This window comes from Methylobacterium radiodurans (assembly GCF_003173735.1).
Classification (GTDB): Bacteria; Pseudomonadota; Alphaproteobacteria; order Rhizobiales; family Beijerinckiaceae; genus Methylobacterium; species Methylobacterium radiodurans.
The window spans coordinates 5,397,840-5,413,505 of record NZ_CP029551.1; the positions used below are offsets into that span (position 1 = coordinate 5,397,840).

At 68.9% G+C, this 15,666-nt stretch carries 6 protein-coding genes; 2 read left to right on the forward strand and 4 right to left on the reverse strand.

Annotated elements, in window-relative coordinates:
- Positions 1-125 precede the first annotated feature (125 nt).
- Positions 126-2,672, reverse strand: coding sequence for a glycogen/starch/alpha-glucan phosphorylase (locus DK427_RS25305; protein WP_109953792.1), 2,547 nt, complete (start codon positions 2,670-2,672; stop codon positions 126-128).
- Positions 2,673-2,992: 320 nt separating this feature from the next.
- Between DK427_RS25305 and DK427_RS25310 the strand changes: the two genes are divergently transcribed.
- Positions 2,993-4,579 (forward strand): alpha-amylase family glycosyl hydrolase, encoded by a 1,587-nt coding sequence (locus DK427_RS25310; protein WP_109953793.1) that lies wholly within the window; start codon positions 2,993-2,995, stop codon positions 4,577-4,579.
- A gap of 208 nt (positions 4,580-4,787) precedes the next feature.
- Complete coding sequence (glgA, locus tag DK427_RS25315; RefSeq protein WP_109953794.1) at positions 4,788-6,314, forward strand: glycogen synthase GlgA; 1,527 nt, start codon at positions 4,788-4,790, stop codon at positions 6,312-6,314.
- A gap of 168 nt (positions 6,315-6,482) precedes the next feature.
- On the opposite strand, the gene glgB is transcribed toward glgA, so the two are convergent.
- From glgB to DK427_RS25330, 3 genes are all read right to left on the reverse strand, one after another.
- A complete protein-coding gene (gene glgB / locus DK427_RS25320) occupies positions 6,483-8,759 on the reverse strand; it encodes a 1,4-alpha-glucan branching protein GlgB (RefSeq protein ID WP_109953795.1) in 2,277 nt (758 codons plus the stop codon).
- On the reverse strand, positions 8,760-12,020 hold the full coding sequence (gene treS, locus DK427_RS25325; protein WP_109953796.1) for a maltose alpha-D-glucosyltransferase: 3,261 nt from the start codon (positions 12,018-12,020) through the stop codon (positions 8,760-8,762).
- 151 nt (positions 12,021-12,171) lie between these two features.
- A complete protein-coding gene (locus DK427_RS25330) occupies positions 12,172-15,549 on the reverse strand; it encodes a maltotransferase domain-containing protein (protein WP_109953797.1) in 3,378 nt (1,125 codons plus the stop codon).
- Positions 15,550-15,666: the final 117 nt, after the last annotated feature.

Genomic DNA, 15,666 nt, shown 5'->3' on the forward strand with positions numbered 1-15,666 from the left:
GGGGAGACGTGGCCCTCTCCCCGCGCGCGGGGAGAGGGGATCCGCGCATCAGACCTTCGCAGCATGGCTGGCCAAAAGAAAACGCCCCGTTCCTCTCGGAACGGGGCGCCGGTCTCGAACCCGCCTCAGGCGGTCTTCACCCGCCAGATCTCCTCGGCATATTCCCGCATCGAGCGGTCGGAGGAGAACCACGCCATCCGGGCGGTGTTGTGGATCGCCCGCTTCCACCAGCCCTTCGGGTCGTTCCAGGCGGCGTCGATCTCGCGTTGCGCCCGCCAGTAATCGTCGAAGTCGCAGGTGAGCAGGTACTGGTCGCGGTGGCGCAGGTCGTCGGTCAGCGGCCGGAAGCGGTTGGGCTCCTCGGGCGAGAACCGGCCCGACGCGATCATGTCGAGCGCGGCGGCGAGCCGCGGCGAGTTCCAGATCGCGTCGCGGGCGTAGTGGGGCTGGGCCGAGCGGGCGCGCACGCCCGCCGCGTCGAGGCCGAAGATGAAGATGTTCTCCGGACCCACATGGTCGCGGATCTCGATGTTCGCCCCGTCGAGCGTGCCCACGGTGAGCGCGCCATTGAGCGCCAGCTTCATGTTGCCGGTGCCCGACGCCTCCATGCCGGCCGTCGAGATCTGCTCCGACAGGTCGGCCGCCGGGATGATCACCTCGGCGAGGCTCACCGAGTAGTTCGGCAGGAACACCACCTTGAGCCGGTCGGCGACATCCGGGTCGTCGTTGACCGCGCGGGCCACGTCCGCCGCGAGCTTGATGATGAGCTTGGCCTGCGTGTAGCTCGGCGCCGCCTTGCCGCCGAAGATCTTCACCCGCGGCGTCCAGTCCCGGTGCGGCTCGGACTTGATCGCCTGATAGAGCGCGACCGTCTCGACCACGTTGAGTAGCTGGCGCTTGTACTCGTGGATGCGCTTGATCTGCACGTCGAACAGGGCGGACGGATCGACCGTGACGCCGGTGCGGTCGTAGATCACCTCCGCCAGCGCCTCCTTGCGGCCGCGCCGCACGGAGGCGTAGCGCGCCACGAAGGCCGGATCCTCGGCGTAGGCATCGAGCCCCTTGAGCAGCTCGGGGTTGTCGAGGACGCCCTCACCGAGGGTCTCGACCGCGAGCTTGGTCAGGCCCGGATTGGCGTTGTGCAGCCAGCGCCGGAAGGTGATGCCGTTGGTCTTGTTGACGATCTTCTCCGGCTCCAGGGCGTGCAGGTCCGCGAAGACCGTCTCGCGCATCAGCTCGGTGTGAAGCGCCGAGACGCCGTTCACCCGGCGCGAGCCGTGGAAGGCGAGGTGCCCCATGCGCACGCGCCGGCCGTGCGACTCGTCGATCAGCGAGACCGAGGCGAGATGGGCCGCGTCGCTCTTGCCGCTCTTGCCCTGCTGCTCGAGGTGCATCCAGTTGATCAGGTAGATGATCTGCATGTGGCGCGGCAGGAGCCGCTCCATCAGCTCGACCGGCCAGGTCTCGAGCGCCTCGGGCAGGAGGGTGTGGTTGGTGTAGTTCAACGTGTTGGTCGTGACATGCCACGCATCCTCCCAGGTGAGGCCGTGGTCCTCCAGCAGGATGCGCATCAGCTCCGGCACCGCGATCGCCGGGTGCGTGTCGTTGAGCTGGATCGCGGCGTGGTCGGGCAGCGAGCGCACGTCGCCGCGCTCGGCCACGTGGCGCAGCACGAGGTCCTGCAGCGAGGCCGAGGTGAAGAAGTATTCCTGGCGCAGGCGCAGCTCCTGGCCGGCAGTCGACGAATCGCTCGGGTAGAGCACCCGCGAGATTGCCTCGGCGCGCATGCGGCTCGCGACCGCGCCCACGTGGTCGCCGCCGTTGAACTGGCCCAGATCGACCGGGCTCTCGGATTCCGCCTTCCACAGGCGCAGGGTGTTGACGGTCTTCCCCCGCCAGCCGACCACCGGCACGTCGTGCGCAACCGCCCGGACGGTCTCGGCCGGATGCCAGGTGCGACGGATCACGCCCTCGCTCACCATCGACATGGTGACGGTGCCGCCGAAGCCGATCGTGTAGGTCGCGGCCGGCCGGGCGAACTCCCAAGGGTTGCCCTCGGCGAGCCAGGTCTCGGGTGCCTCGCGCTGCCAGCCGTCCTCGAAGGATTGCCGGAACAGGCCGTGGTCGTAGCGGATGCCGTAGCCGAAGGCCGGAATGCCGATGGAGGCCATGCTCTCCATGAAGCAGGCGGCGAGCCGCCCGAGGCCGCCGTTGCCGAGCGCGGCGTCCGGCTCCGCGCCCTCGACCGTGCCGAGTTCGACGCCGAGCTCGGCCAGCGCCTTCCGGGTGGTCTCGACGAGGCCGAGATTGTTCATCGCGTCGGACAGGAGGCGCCCGATCAGGAATTCCAGGGACAGGTAGTAGACGCGCTTGTTCGGGACCTGCCTCTCGGCCGCCATGCAGGCCTCGACGATCCGGTCGCGCAGCGCCAGCGCGGTGGCGGCGAACCAGTCGCGCTCCCGCGCCGTCTCCGGCGTGCGGCCGATCACGTAGGCGAGCTTGGCGCGGATCGCCTCGCGCAGATCGACCACCGCGTCGCCGCTGCTCGGAAGGACGGGCCGCGCGGCCGGCTTCACGGCGGTCGCGGCCGTCACGGTCCGCTCGTCCGCCTTGTCGACGCCCGCCGAGGGCGGAGATAGAACTTCGTTGAGCACGTCAAATCCCCCATTCATGGCCCCGTAGCGTCTGTGCGCTCCCGGTGCCGCGCCCGGGATGTCCCAGGTCGATCGGCCCGTTGAACGGGGCTGATGATCCTGAAGCCGCGTTGCGGCGGTGTGAAGGCGTGTCTGAGGCATGATTCTGCCTCTGCAAACGATGTGCCGCCTCCGGTGTGACGCCGACGACACAAATCGTTCGACCGGGTCCCAGTGTTCATCAGCCCGGTTGAAGCAATGCTGAATGCCGGCGACGGATCCATCCGAGGATCGTTTTCTTGGGTCGCCTCGGCTGCGCCGAGGGGCTAACCCTGTCGGCGCGAATCGCGAGGGCCGACATGACCGAGACCGTCTGGTGGAAGCGCGGCACCGTCTATCAGGTCTATCCCCGCTCGTTCCAGGACAGCGACGGCGACGGCGTCGGCGACCTCAAGGGCATCACGCGCCGGCTCGACTACCTCGCCTGGCTCGGCGTCGACGCAGTCTGGATCTCCCCGGTCTACCCGTCGCCGATGGCCGATTTCGGCTACGACGTGGCGGATTATTGCGGCATCGATCCCCTGTTCGGATCGCTCACCGATTTCGACGAACTGGTGTCGGAGGCCCATCGGCGCAAGCTGAAGGTGATCCTCGACTTCGTGCCGAACCACTCCTCGATCGCCCATCCGTGGTTCGCGGAGGCGCGGGCCTCGCGGGACAACCCGCGGCGCGACTGGTACATCTGGCGCGATCCCGCGCCCGACGGCGGGCCGCCCAACAACTGGCTCTCGAATTTCGGCGGCCCGGCCTGGACACTCGATCCCACGACCGGCCAGTACTACTACCACGCCTTCCTGCGCGAGCAGCCGGACCTGAACTGGCGCAACCCCGCCGTGCGGGCGGCGATGTACGACGCCCTGCGCTTCTGGCTGGAGCGGGGCGTCGACGGGTTCCGGGTCGACGTGATCTGGCACCTGATGAAGGACGAGGCGTTCCGCGACAACCCGGCCAATCCGCACTTCGCCGAGCACCTGCCGGAGATCAACCGCTTCCATCAGGTCTACTCCGCCGACCGGCCGGAGGTGCTCGACGTCATCGCCGAGATGCGCGCCGTGCTGCGCGCCTACGGGGAGCGGGTGCTGATCGGCGAGATCTACCTGCCGCTGGAGCGGCTGATGGCCTATTACGGCCCCGACCTCTCGGGCGCCGACATGCCCTTCAACTTCCAGCTCATCCAGACGCCCTGGCGCGCGGACGCGGTGCAGGAACTGGTGGAGAACTACGAGGCTGGATTGCCCGAGGGCGGCTGGCCGAACTGGGTGCTCGGCAACCACGACCAGCCCCGCATCGCGGCCCGCATCGGCGCGGATCAGGCCCGCATCGCCGCGATGCTGCTCCTGACCCTGCGCGGCACCCCGACCCTCTATTACGGCGACGAGATCGGCCTCGGTCACGTCCCGATCCCGCCCGACCGTGTGCGCGACCCCTGGGAGATCAACGAGCCGGGCCACGGCCGCGACCCGGAGCGGACGCCGATGCAGTGGGAGGCGGCGCCGCAGGCCGGATTCAGCACGGCCGAGCCCTGGCTGCCGCTCTCCGCCGACCACGAGACGCGCAATGTCGAGTGCCTGCAGGACGTGCCGGGCTCCATCCTGACGCTCTACCGCCATCTGCTGGCGCTGCGCCGCGAGCACCCTGCCCTCGCGGTGGGCAGCTACCGCACGGTTCCGCTCGGATTGCCCGATCTCTTCGCCTACGACCGGGCGGACGGTGACACGCTGCTGCGGGTGATCCTGAACCTCGGCGACGCCGCGCGAACGATCCCGATGCCGGCGGACGAGACGTGGCGGGTGCTTCTGTCCAGCCGGCCGGGACGGCGGGGCGAGCGGGCGGCGGCCGAGCTGTCCCTCGGCGGCGCCGAGGGTCTGATCTTGCAGCGCGGCTGAGCGCCGGCCGTGTGATCATCTGCGTCAGATCGACGCTAAGCGACCGTATTGTTGCGTCGCGGCAACCCACGTCAGCAGGCGCTCACAATCATGGCCTATTTTGTGCGACGCACAGGAACCGGTACGGTTCGGGGGCGTTGGCATGTCGAACTTGGCCGCGGGCGCCTCAGCCCGTCCCGGGCGATCCGCCCGTATCGAGAACGCTGCAATGAGTTTCTGGGGTTGTTCGGGCGATGAGAGCCACGAGCCGCAGCGTTCCCCTGCATCCGATCCACCCCTCGATTCTCGAACGTCGCTCCAGCCGCGCGTGCTGTTCGCGACGCCCGAGATGGCAGACTTCGTTAAGACCGGCGGCCTCGGCGAAGTCGCGGGTGCGCTGCCGCGTGCATTGCGCCGCGACTTCGACGTCCGTGTCCTGATCCCGGGCTACCGGCAGGTGCGCGCGGCGCATCCCGACATACCGGTCGTGGCCCGCCTCAACGGATATGCGGGCGTACCCGCCTGCGACCTAGGCCTGATCGAGACCGATGACGGGCTGCAGATCTACGTTCTCCTCAACGCCGACCTGTTCGAGCGCGAGGGCACACCCTACGGCGATGCGGGCGGTGATTTCGGCGACAACGACCTGCGCTTCGCCCGGCTCAGCCTCGCGGCGGCCGAGATCGCGGTCGGTTCCGACCCGGCCTGGCGCGCCGACCTCCTCCATCTCAACGACTGGCAGGCGGCGCTGGCCCCGGCCTACCTGGCGTGGCGCGGCCTGCGCGTGCCGAGCGTGCTGACGATCCACAATCTCGCCTACCAGGGCCTGTTCCCCCAAGCCAATCTCGGCCGGCTCGGCATGCCGGACTCCGCCTTCCAGGTGAACGGCGTCGAGTTCTACGGGCAGCTCTCCTTCCTGAAGGCCGGGATCTACTACGCCTCCTACGTCACCACCGTGAGCGAGACCTACGCCCGCGAGATCCAGACGCCCGACATGGGATGCGGCCTCGACGGCCTGCTGCGGACGCGGGCGAGCCAGGGCCGGCTCGCCGGCATCCTCAACGGCATCGACGAGAGCTGGGACCCGCGCACCGACCCGCACCTCGCCACCCGTTTCGAGGCCGACGACTGGAAGGGCAAGCGCGCCAACGCCGAGGCCGTGCGCCAGCATTTCGGCCTCGCGGTCTCGCGCGGACCGCTCTTCGCCATCGTGTCGCGGCTGGTGCACCAGAAGGGTATCGACCTCTCGATCCAGGCCGCCGAGACCATCGTGGCCGAGGGCGGCCAGATGGTGGTGATCGGCCAGGGCGAGGGCCGCTTCGAGAACGCCCTGCGCAACCTCGCCCGCCGGTATCCGGAGGCGGTCGGCGTGCATGTGGGCTTCGACGAGGCGGATGCGCGCCGGATGTTCGCCGGCAGCGATTTCCTGCTGATGCCCTCGCGCTTCGAGCCCTGCGGCCTCGCCCAGATGTACGCCCAGCGTTTCGGCTCGCTGCCGATCGTGCGACGCACCGGCGGCCTCGCCGACACGGTCGAGGATGGGGTGACGGGCTTCAGCTTCGCCGAGCGGGACGAGGGCGGCCTCGGTGGCGCGGTACGCCGGGCGCTCGACACGTTCGGACAGAAGAAGCGCCTCAACACGATGCGCCGGACCGCGATGGGCCGCAGCTTCGGCTGGGACAACTCGGCGGCTCACTACGCCGCCCTTTACGCCCGCGCCTTCGGCAACGCCGCCTCGCGCTGGCGCGCGGCCTGATAGAGGGAAGTCCAGAGGGCCTCAGGCCCTCTGGCGGGGTTCGGGGGGGCGCCCCGAATGGCGAAGCCGAGCACCAGGGCTCCGCCCTGGGCCCGCGAAAGGTCGTAGACCTTTCGAAACCATGACTTCGAAAGGCGCGCGGGGCCCACCCGCGCGCCTTTCGCGTTCTCAGCGCTGCAACACGAAGATCGTGGTGGCGAGCGGCGGCAGGGTCAGGTTCAGGGACTGCGCCTGGCCGTGGCTCGGGCTGTCGTCGCTGTGCAGGCCGCCCTGGTTTCCGACATTCGAGCCGCCATAGATTTCGGCGTCCGAATTGAAGGCCTCACGGTAGAAGCCTGCCTCCGGCACGCCGATGCGGTAGCCCTCGCGGGGCACGGGCGTGAAGTTCGAGACCACGATCGCGATCTCGCCCGGCTCCTTCCCCTTACGGGCCCAGGCGATGACGCTGTTGTCCTGGTCGTCGGCCACCAGCCACTGGAAGCCGGCGGCCTCAACGTCGCGGCTGTAGAGGGCCGGGGTCGAGGTGTAGAGCCGGTTCAGGTCGCGGATCGCGTCCTTGACGCCCCGGTGCAGCGGATCGTCGAGCAGGTGCCAGTCGAGGGACTGGTTGTGGTTCCACTCGCGCTCCTGGCCGAACTCGCCGCCCATGAAGAGCAGCTTCTTGCCCGGGTGCCCCCACATGAAGCCGAAATACGCGCGGAGATTCGCGAATTTCTGCCAGCGGTCGCCCGGCATCTTGCCGAGCAGCGAGCCCTTCCCGTGCACCACCTCGTCGTGGGAGAGCGGCAGCACGAAGTTCTCGGAGAAGGCGTAGAGCAGGCCGAAGGTCAAGTCGTGGTGGTGGTAGCGCCGGTGGATCGGCTCCTTCGAGATGAACTGCAGGGTGTCGTGCATCCACCCCATGTTCCACTTGAAGCCGAAGCCGAGGCCACCCGTGTAGGTCGGGTGCGAGACGCCGGGCCAGGAGGTCGATTCCTCCGCCACCGTGATGGTGCCGGGCGCGTGGCTGTAGGTCGCCTCGTTGGTCGCGCGCAAGAAGTTGATCGCGTCGAGGTTCTCGTTGCCGCCGTACTGGTTCGGGATCCACTCACCCGCGCGGCGCGAGTAATCCAAGTAGAGCATCGACGCGACCGCATCCACGCGCAGGCCGTCGAGGTGGTAGTGCTCCAGCCAGAACCGGGCGTTGGCGGCCAGGAAGGTCGCGACCTCGGTGCGCCCGAAATTGTAGATGTAGGTGCCCCAATCCTGGTGGAAGCCCTGGCGCGGGTCGGCGTGCTCGTAGAGATGCGTGCCGTCGAACAGGCCGAGACCGTGCGCGTCGAGCGGGAAGTGGCCCGGCACCCAGTCCAGCAGGATGCCGATGCCGGCCTCGTGCGCCGCATCCACGAAGGCCGCGAACTCCTCGGGCGTGCCGAAGCGGCTCGTCGGCGCGAAGAGCGAGACCGGCTGGTAGCCCCACGACCCGTCGAACGGGTACTCGGTGATCGGCAGCAGCTCGATATGGGTGAAGCCCATCTCCTTGACGTAGGGGATGAGCCGCTCGGTCATCTCCTTGTAGGTCAGATAGCGGTTGCCCTCGTCCGGCACCCGCGCCCACGAGCCGAGATGCACCTCGTAGATCGAGATGGCGCTGTGGCGGGGGTCGCGCGCGCCCCGCGTCTCCATCCAACCCTTGTCCTGCCACTCGTAGCGGGTGGAGCCATTAAGGACGGAGGCCGTCTCCGGCGGGTGCTGGGCCCGGAAGGCGACCGGGTCGGCCTTCAGCGGCAGCAGGGAACCGTCGGGGCCGCGGATCTCGAACTTGTAGGCCTGGCCCACCTTGAGGCCCGGCACGAACAGCTCCCAGACACCGCCGTCCTGCCACTGCCGCATCGGGTGGCGGCGGCCGTCCCACTCGTTGAAGTCGCCGACGACGCTGACGCGCCGGGCGTTCGGCGCCCAGACGGCGAAGCGGAAGCCGTCGATGCCGTCGAGGTTGCCGAGCTGCGCGCCAAGCACGCGGTAGACGACGTTGGTGCCAACCTCGCGCAGGGCGTTGACGTCGTGCTGCTCGATCGATGAGCCGAAGCTGTAGGGGTCGTAGCGCTTGCGTCGCGTCCCGTCCCAGAGCTCGACCTCGATCTCGTAGAGCGGACGGCCCTCGCTCTTCACTGGGGCGACGAAGAAACCGTCCGGGTGGCGTCGCTCGAACGGGATGCTCCGGCCGGTGGTCAGCAGCGACGCGGCGCGTGCCTCGGGCAGGACCGCCCGGATCTCCCAGGCGCCCGGCCCGACCTGATGCGCACCGAGGATCCCGAAGGGGTCGCCGTGGTCGGCGGCCATAACCGCCTTGATCGCGTCCGGGTGCAGGCTCGGACGCGCGGCGGGCGGCGGCGCCTCGGCGGCCCGGGGCGGCGCAGATCCGCTCTCGGTTCCGCTCGCGAAGCTGTCGTCGATCGCCGTCATTCAAGCGCCTTTCGTGCGTTCGTCCAGAATGTTGAGAACCCCGCGCGCCGGGATTTCGATCCAGTCCGGACGGTTGTTGGCCTCGTAGTCGATCTCGTAGAGCGCCTTGATCAGGAGGCAGAGGCGAAGAAGAGCGTCCTGCGTCTCCGCGTCGGTCACCGCGGCGGGGCTCTCCCGCACGGCATCCGCGTAGCCGGCCAGAAACGCCTCGTTGATCATGCCGAGCCAAGCGACAGCGGCGCTGCGGCCGCGCCCCTCCGAGTCGGCGAAGCGGCTCGCGATCTCGCGGATCACCGTCTCGGCGCCGTAGGCGAAGGAGCGCAGCATGCCGGCGACGTCGCGCAGCGGCGTCGACTTGGCGCGGCGCTCCTCGGCGGGCCGCGATGGCTCGCCCTCGAAGTCCACGATGACGAGATCGCCCTCGGAGACCAGCACCTGGCCCAGATGGTAGTCGCCGTGGATCCGCGTCTTGTTGGCGCCGCGCGGCGTTGCCTGGGTGAGCGCGGCGATCAGCGATTCGACCTCGCGGCGGCGATCGTAGAGTTCGACGACGTTCGGCCGGTCGAGCCCGCGCTCCACCACGGTCTTCATGCCCGCGAAGGCGCGCTCGGCCTGGAGCCGAGCGTCCCGGGCCAGCACTGCGAGATCGTCCTCGCCGAAGGTCTCCGGTTGAAAGGCCGCGTCGTCGCTGTCGGTCGCCAGCGCCCGGTGCAGCTCGGCGGTCCGGCGACCGAGGAGGTCGGCCCAGCGCAGATGCGCGCTGAAGGCCTCCTCGGGCTGGGGCGCCTCGCTCTCGGGGGCGAGCACCACGGTCTCGAAATCGCGGCGCAGACCCTCCAGCATCACCGTCCAGGCATCGCCCTGGTTGAGGACGTAGCCCTGCAGCACGGCGAGCGCGGTGCGGGTGCCGTCCTCGGCGACGTGCTCCAGCGTGCCCAGCAGCGCCGGGGTGTTGGTGAAGTGCGCGACCTCGGTGAGGAAGCGCCCGACCTCGACCTCGGGATGCGTGCCCGGCTGCAGGCGGCGCAGCAGCTTCAGCATCATCTTCGAGCCGATGGCGATCGAGGTGTTGCTCTGCTCGGCCGAGAGGCGGCGCACCTCGCCGGCCTCGTAGGCGATCTCCGGATCGAAGGCGGAGGTCTTCGAGAAGACTAACTTGCCCTGCTCGGTCGGGATCTCGCGGCCGTCGCGCATGCCGTCGATCAGGCTGATCGCGAAGTCGCTGGAGCCGGCCGCGCCGTAGAGCAGGCCGGTGCGCGGGCCGCGGCGCACGCGCGCCACCGCGTAGGACATCAGCGTCTCGTCCTCGCGGCCCTCGTCCACGCCGACGGGCACGAAGTAATCATGCCGGTCGCCGTTCTGGAGGCTGACCGTGATGCGCGGCAGCAGGAACCGCGCCTCGCCGTCGCCCTCCTTCAGCACCGCGCAATCGATGATCTGCACGCCTTTGATGCGCGATCCCTTGGCACCGAACCAGCGGCGGCTCGCCAGGAAGGGCGGGATCACGGTTCGCTCGAAGGCGGTGCGCTCGCGGCCCGCGACCAGAGACTCGATGCCGCCGGTGAGCACCAGAGTGAACAGCTCCGGCGCTTCGCGCTGCGGGCCGACCGCGCCGGTGTTCGCCGAGGAGAGCGAGAACCAGTAGAAGCCGTAGGCGGGCAGCGTCAGCAGGTAGGGCAGCTCGCCGATCGCCGGGAATTCCGTGCCGCCGGTCAGCTCGATCGGGACGGCGCTGCGCAGCTCCGACAGATCGAGTTGCACGGCCTGCGGCGCGCGCGAGAGGTTCGCGACGCACAGGATGCGCTCGCCCTCGAACTCGCGGATCCAGGCCAGCACCTTGCGATTCGACGGATAGAGGAACTGGATCGCGCCGCGACCGAGCGCGACGGAGTTGTTGCGGATCGCGATCATACGGCGCGTCCAGTTCAGCAGGCTCGTCTGCGACTGGGTCTGCGCCTCGACGTTGATCGCGTCGAAGCCGTAGATCGGGTCCTGCACCGAGGGCAGGAACAGCTTCTGCGGGTTGGCGCGCGAGAAGCCGCCGTTGCGGTCGGGCGACCACTGCATCGGGGTCCGCACGCCGTCGCGGTCACCCAGATAGATGTTGTCGCCCATGCCGATCTCGTCGCCGTAATACAGTACTGGCGTGCCGGGCATCGACAGGACGAGGGACTTCATCAGCTCGATCTTGCGCCGGTCGTTCTCCAGCAAGGGCGCGAGGCGGCGGCGGATGCCGAGATTGATGCGGGCGCGCCGCTCGGCGGCGTAGAACGACCAGAGGTAATCGCGCTCCTCCGCGGTGACCATCTCGAGCGTCAGCTCGTCGTGGTTGCGCAGGAAGATGGCCCACTGGCAGCCCTCCGGGATCTCCGGGGTCTGGCGCATGATGTCGGTGATCGGGTGCCGGTCCTCGCGGGCGATCGCCATGTACATGCGCGGCATCAGCGGGAAGTGGAATGCCATGTGGCATTCGTCACCGTCGCCGAAATACTGCGCCGTCTCCTCCGGCCACTGGTTCGCTTCGGCCAGCAGCATGCGATCCGGGTAGCTCGCGTCGAGCGCCGCGCGGATCGCCTTGATGACGTCGTGGGTCTCGGAAAGATTCTCGCAGTTCGTGCCGTCGCGCTCGATCAGGTAGGGGATCGCGTCGAGGCGCAGGCCATCGACGCCCATGTCGAGCCAGTAGCGCATCACCTCGATGACCGCTTCCAGCACCGCCGGGTTGTCGAAGTTCAGGTCCGGCTGGTGCGAGTAGAAACGGTGCCAGAAATACTGCTTGGCGACCGGATCCCAGGTCCAGTTCGACACCTCGGTGTCAAGGAAGATGATGCGGGTGTCCTTGTACGGCTCGTCGGTGTCCGACCAGACGTAGAATTCACGCTCGGGGCTGCCGGGAGGCGCTTCGCGGGCGCGCTGGAACCAGGGATGCTGGTCCGAGGTGTGGTTGATGACGAGTTCGGTGATGACGCGCAGGCCGCGCTCGTGCGCCGCCGCCACGAAGGCCTTGAAGTCCTCCATGGTGCCGTAGGACGGGTTGATGTCCCGGTAATCGGCGATGTCGTAGCCATCGTCGCGCAGAGGCGAGGGATAGAACGGCATCAGCCAGATCGCGGTGACGCCGAGATCGCGCACGTAGTCGAGACGCTGGGTCAGCCCCGCGAAGTCGCCGATCCCGTCGTTGTTCGAGTCGAAGAACGACTTGACGTGGATCTGGTAGATGATGGCGTCACGGTACCATTGCGGATCGCTGCGATCGATCATCGCGTCGCTGCCTCATGCGTCGGTGCGGGTCGGGACCGGTCCCGCCCGACGGGTGTCGGTGCGTGAACGGGCGAGATGCGGCTCCACCGCATCATCGCGGCAACAGCGCGGCGGACCGCGCCAAATCGGGTGTCTGGTCGCACGCGGGAGCTCATCCGGCAAGGCGGCGCGGCACGCGCAGGCGCCAGATCACGCAGGAGCGCTCGGCCGGATCGAGGGCGATGCGGTGGGATTTGCCGCGCAGCTCGAAGGTGTAGCCCTGGAGCAGGTCCTCGACCTCGACCGCGCCGTCGTCCGGCAGGCCGAACAGCCAGAGCGGCACCTCGTAGGTGCATTCCTGGCGGTTTTTCGGATCGAGGTTGACCATCACGAAGACGCAGTTGTCGCGCTCGGGCGTCATCTTGGCGTAGGCGATGATCTCGTCGTTGAAGGCGCCGCAGAAGTGCACGTTGCGAAAATCCCAGAGTGCCGGGTTATCGCGCCGGATCTGGTTGAGCTTGATGATGTGCTCGCGGATGTTGCCGGGCCGGTGATAATCCCAGGCCTTCAGCTCGTACTTCTCCGAGTTCAGGTACTCCTCCTTGCCGGGATAGGGCGCGGCCTCGCACATCTCGAAACCGTTGTAGATGCCGTAGACCGAGGAGAGCGTGGCGGCGAGCGTCGCGCGGACGACGAAGCCCGGCCGGCCGCTGGTCTGGAGGTAGTACGGGTTGATGTCGGGCGTGTTCGCGAAGAAGTTCGGGCGGTAGTACTCACCCATCTCGCCGGCGAGTTCGAGAGCGTACTCGGTCAGCTCCGCCTTCGTGTTGCGCCACGTGAAGTAGGTGTAGCTCTGCTGGTAGCCGGCCTTGGCGAGCTTCTTCATCATCTTCGGCCGGGTGAAGGCCTCTGCGAGGAAGATCGCGTCCGGATACTGGCCGTTGACCTCGGCGATCACCCATTCCCAGAACGGGATCGGCTTGGTGTGCGGGTTATCGACCCGGAAGATGCGCACGCCGCGCGCGCACCAGCCGAGCAGGATGTCGCGCAGCTCGATCCAGAGCGAGGGCAGCGCGCCGCCGTAGAAGTGGACGTTCGAGATGTCCTCGTACTTCTTCGGCGGGTTCTCGGCGAACTTGAGCGTGCCGTCGGGCCGCCACTCGAACCATTCCGGGTGGTTCTTGATCCAGGGATGGTCGGGCGAGCACTGGATCGCGAAGTCGAGCGCGATCTCCATGCCGTAGGCGTGGCTCGCCGCCACCAGCTGCTCGAAATCCTCCAGCGTGCCGAGATCCGGATGCACGGCCTCGTGGCCGCCCTCCTCCGCGCCGACCGCGTAGACCGAGCCGACATCGCCCGGCAGGGCCTTCAGGGTGTTGTTCTTGCCCTTGCGATTGGTGCGGCCGACCGGGTGGATCGGCGTGAAGTAGAGCACGTCGAAGCCGAGCTCGCGGATCTCGGGCAGCCGCCGGATCACGTCCTGGAAGGTGCCGTGGCGGTTGACGTCCATCGACTGCGAGCGCGGGAAGATCTCGTACCAGGCGGAGAACCGGGCCGCGAGGCGATCCACGATCACTGGCAGCACGACGGGGTAGCGCGAGAGGTTGACCCGCTCGGCATGCGCCCGCACCAGCTTCACCGAATCGGGCTGGAGGATGCGGTCGAGCTGGGCGGCGGAACCGCTCGCCTCGGCGCCGAGCGCCGCGACGAGCGCGGCGAGCCGGTCCTTGTCGCGACCCGTGGCGAGATCGGCCGCGGTCTGGACCAGGGCCACGCCCTCGATCGTCTCCAGGCGCACGTCGACGCCCGCGTCGCGCTTCTTCAGGGTGTCGCGCATCCAGGACGAGAATCCGTCGCGCCACGCCTCGATCGTGACCTCGTAGCGGGCGTTCTTCTCCAGCGGGACGCTGCCGCCCCAGCGGTCGTTGTCGATGAAGACCATCGGGTCGCGCCGCCACGTCTCGGTGCCGGCGACGCGGGAGAGCACGGCCGCGTCGATGATCTCGTGGCCGTCCGAGAAGATGTCGGCCTCGACGTGGAGCGACTCGCCGACGACGCGCTTGACGGCCGAGCGGCCGCCGTCGAGTTCCGGCGTCACCGCCTCGATGACGACGCGGCCCCTGCCCTCCGGCCGGTCGTGCAGGGCCAAGCGCGCGACCTTGGCGGCGTCCGCCGTGATGATGCGGAGTTCCCCCGGTGCGAGGTCGATCGCGCTGCCCGGGTGGAAGGCGATCGGCTCGGCCTCCGGCGTGCGGTCGGTCCAGGGCCCGAGCATGCCGCCGGTGCGGGCGATCAGCGTGCCGGCATCGACGGGCAGCGGGCGCTCGGTCGGGTTGTAGAGCACGATCACGGCGTTGTGCGCCGAGGCGTGGTGGCCGGTGTCGTAGCGGGCGAGCGCCACAAGGTCGGAATCGGGCGCCGAGATGCGCTGTTGCGCGCCCTCGACGTTGGCGGCCGGGATCTCGGCGCGCAGCCGGTTGATCGCCGCGACCGAGGCCGAGATGTCGATGCCGGTGTCGTGCTCGCGCGAGGACGGCGTCGTCTCGACCACGTGCAGGCGGCGGCGGTAGCCCCACTCGTAGCCCACCGGCATCAGGACGCCTGCCGAGAAGAAGGCGGCGAGCGCGTAGCGGGCGCTCAGATGCGCGGCGATCTCGGCCGCGCCGCCCACCACCTCGGCCGCGAGGCGGCCCATGTCGTGGTTCTCCGGGAAGGCGATGGAGGGTGCGAGCACCCGCAGGCGCTCGTACTGCTCCAGCGCCCAGCCCTTCTTCAGGTCCCACCACGCGAAGGAGTTGAACAGGTAGTCGAACCCTGCGCCGGCCGTCTCGCGAGCCTGCTCGAAGGTGCAGCCGAGCGTCTCGGCGGCGAACAGGCACTCGGGATCGCGCCGCTTCGCCTCGCCGATCAGCGCGCGCCACGTCTCGGCCGGGACCATGTAGGCGGCGTCGCACCGGAAGCCGCGCACGCCGAAGCCCTGGAGCTTGGCGACGTAGGCACCCCAGATCCGGGTCAGCTCGTGCCGGGCGTGCTCGGCGTGGTAGTCGAGCTCGGCCAGATCCCCCCAGACCGTGCGCTTGGTCGGATCGTCCGGATCGACCGCGAAGGGGCTCGCGATGGTCCCGTCCGCGTCCTTCAGGAAGAGGTCGGGCCGCTCGCGGGCGAGCGTCCCGTCGTTGGCCGTGTGGTTGATGACGAGGTCGGTCATCACCTTGAGGCCGGAGGCCTCGGCCGCCGCGCAGAAATCGCGGATCTGGTCGTCGTCCGAGCGGCCGTCCAGGTCGCGGAAGCGCTCGTCCAGCCGATCGGGGTCGGCCACCGCGTAGAGGCTGCCCGAGCCACCGGTCTGATGGAACGGGTTGAGGTAGACCCAGTCGAAGCCGAGATCCGCGATGCGCGGCAGCTCGCGCGTCCAGTCGGAGACGCGGCCAACCAGCAGCGGGAACAGGTTGTAGATCCGCGGCCCCTCGGCCCGCGGCGCGAAGGCGGCCGGCAGGGCCTCGACGCCGGTCGCCGGGGCAGCCCTCGTCGCGGTGGTCGGTGCGTTCATGCGGGCCTCTTCGTCGTCTCGCGTGTGGGGTAACGCCCGAGCGTCCGGCCCGCTCCGGGCGTGCCGCCCGCGAATGCATGTGCCGTTCGCAGGCTCCGGGGCCGCTCTGCTTAAGCG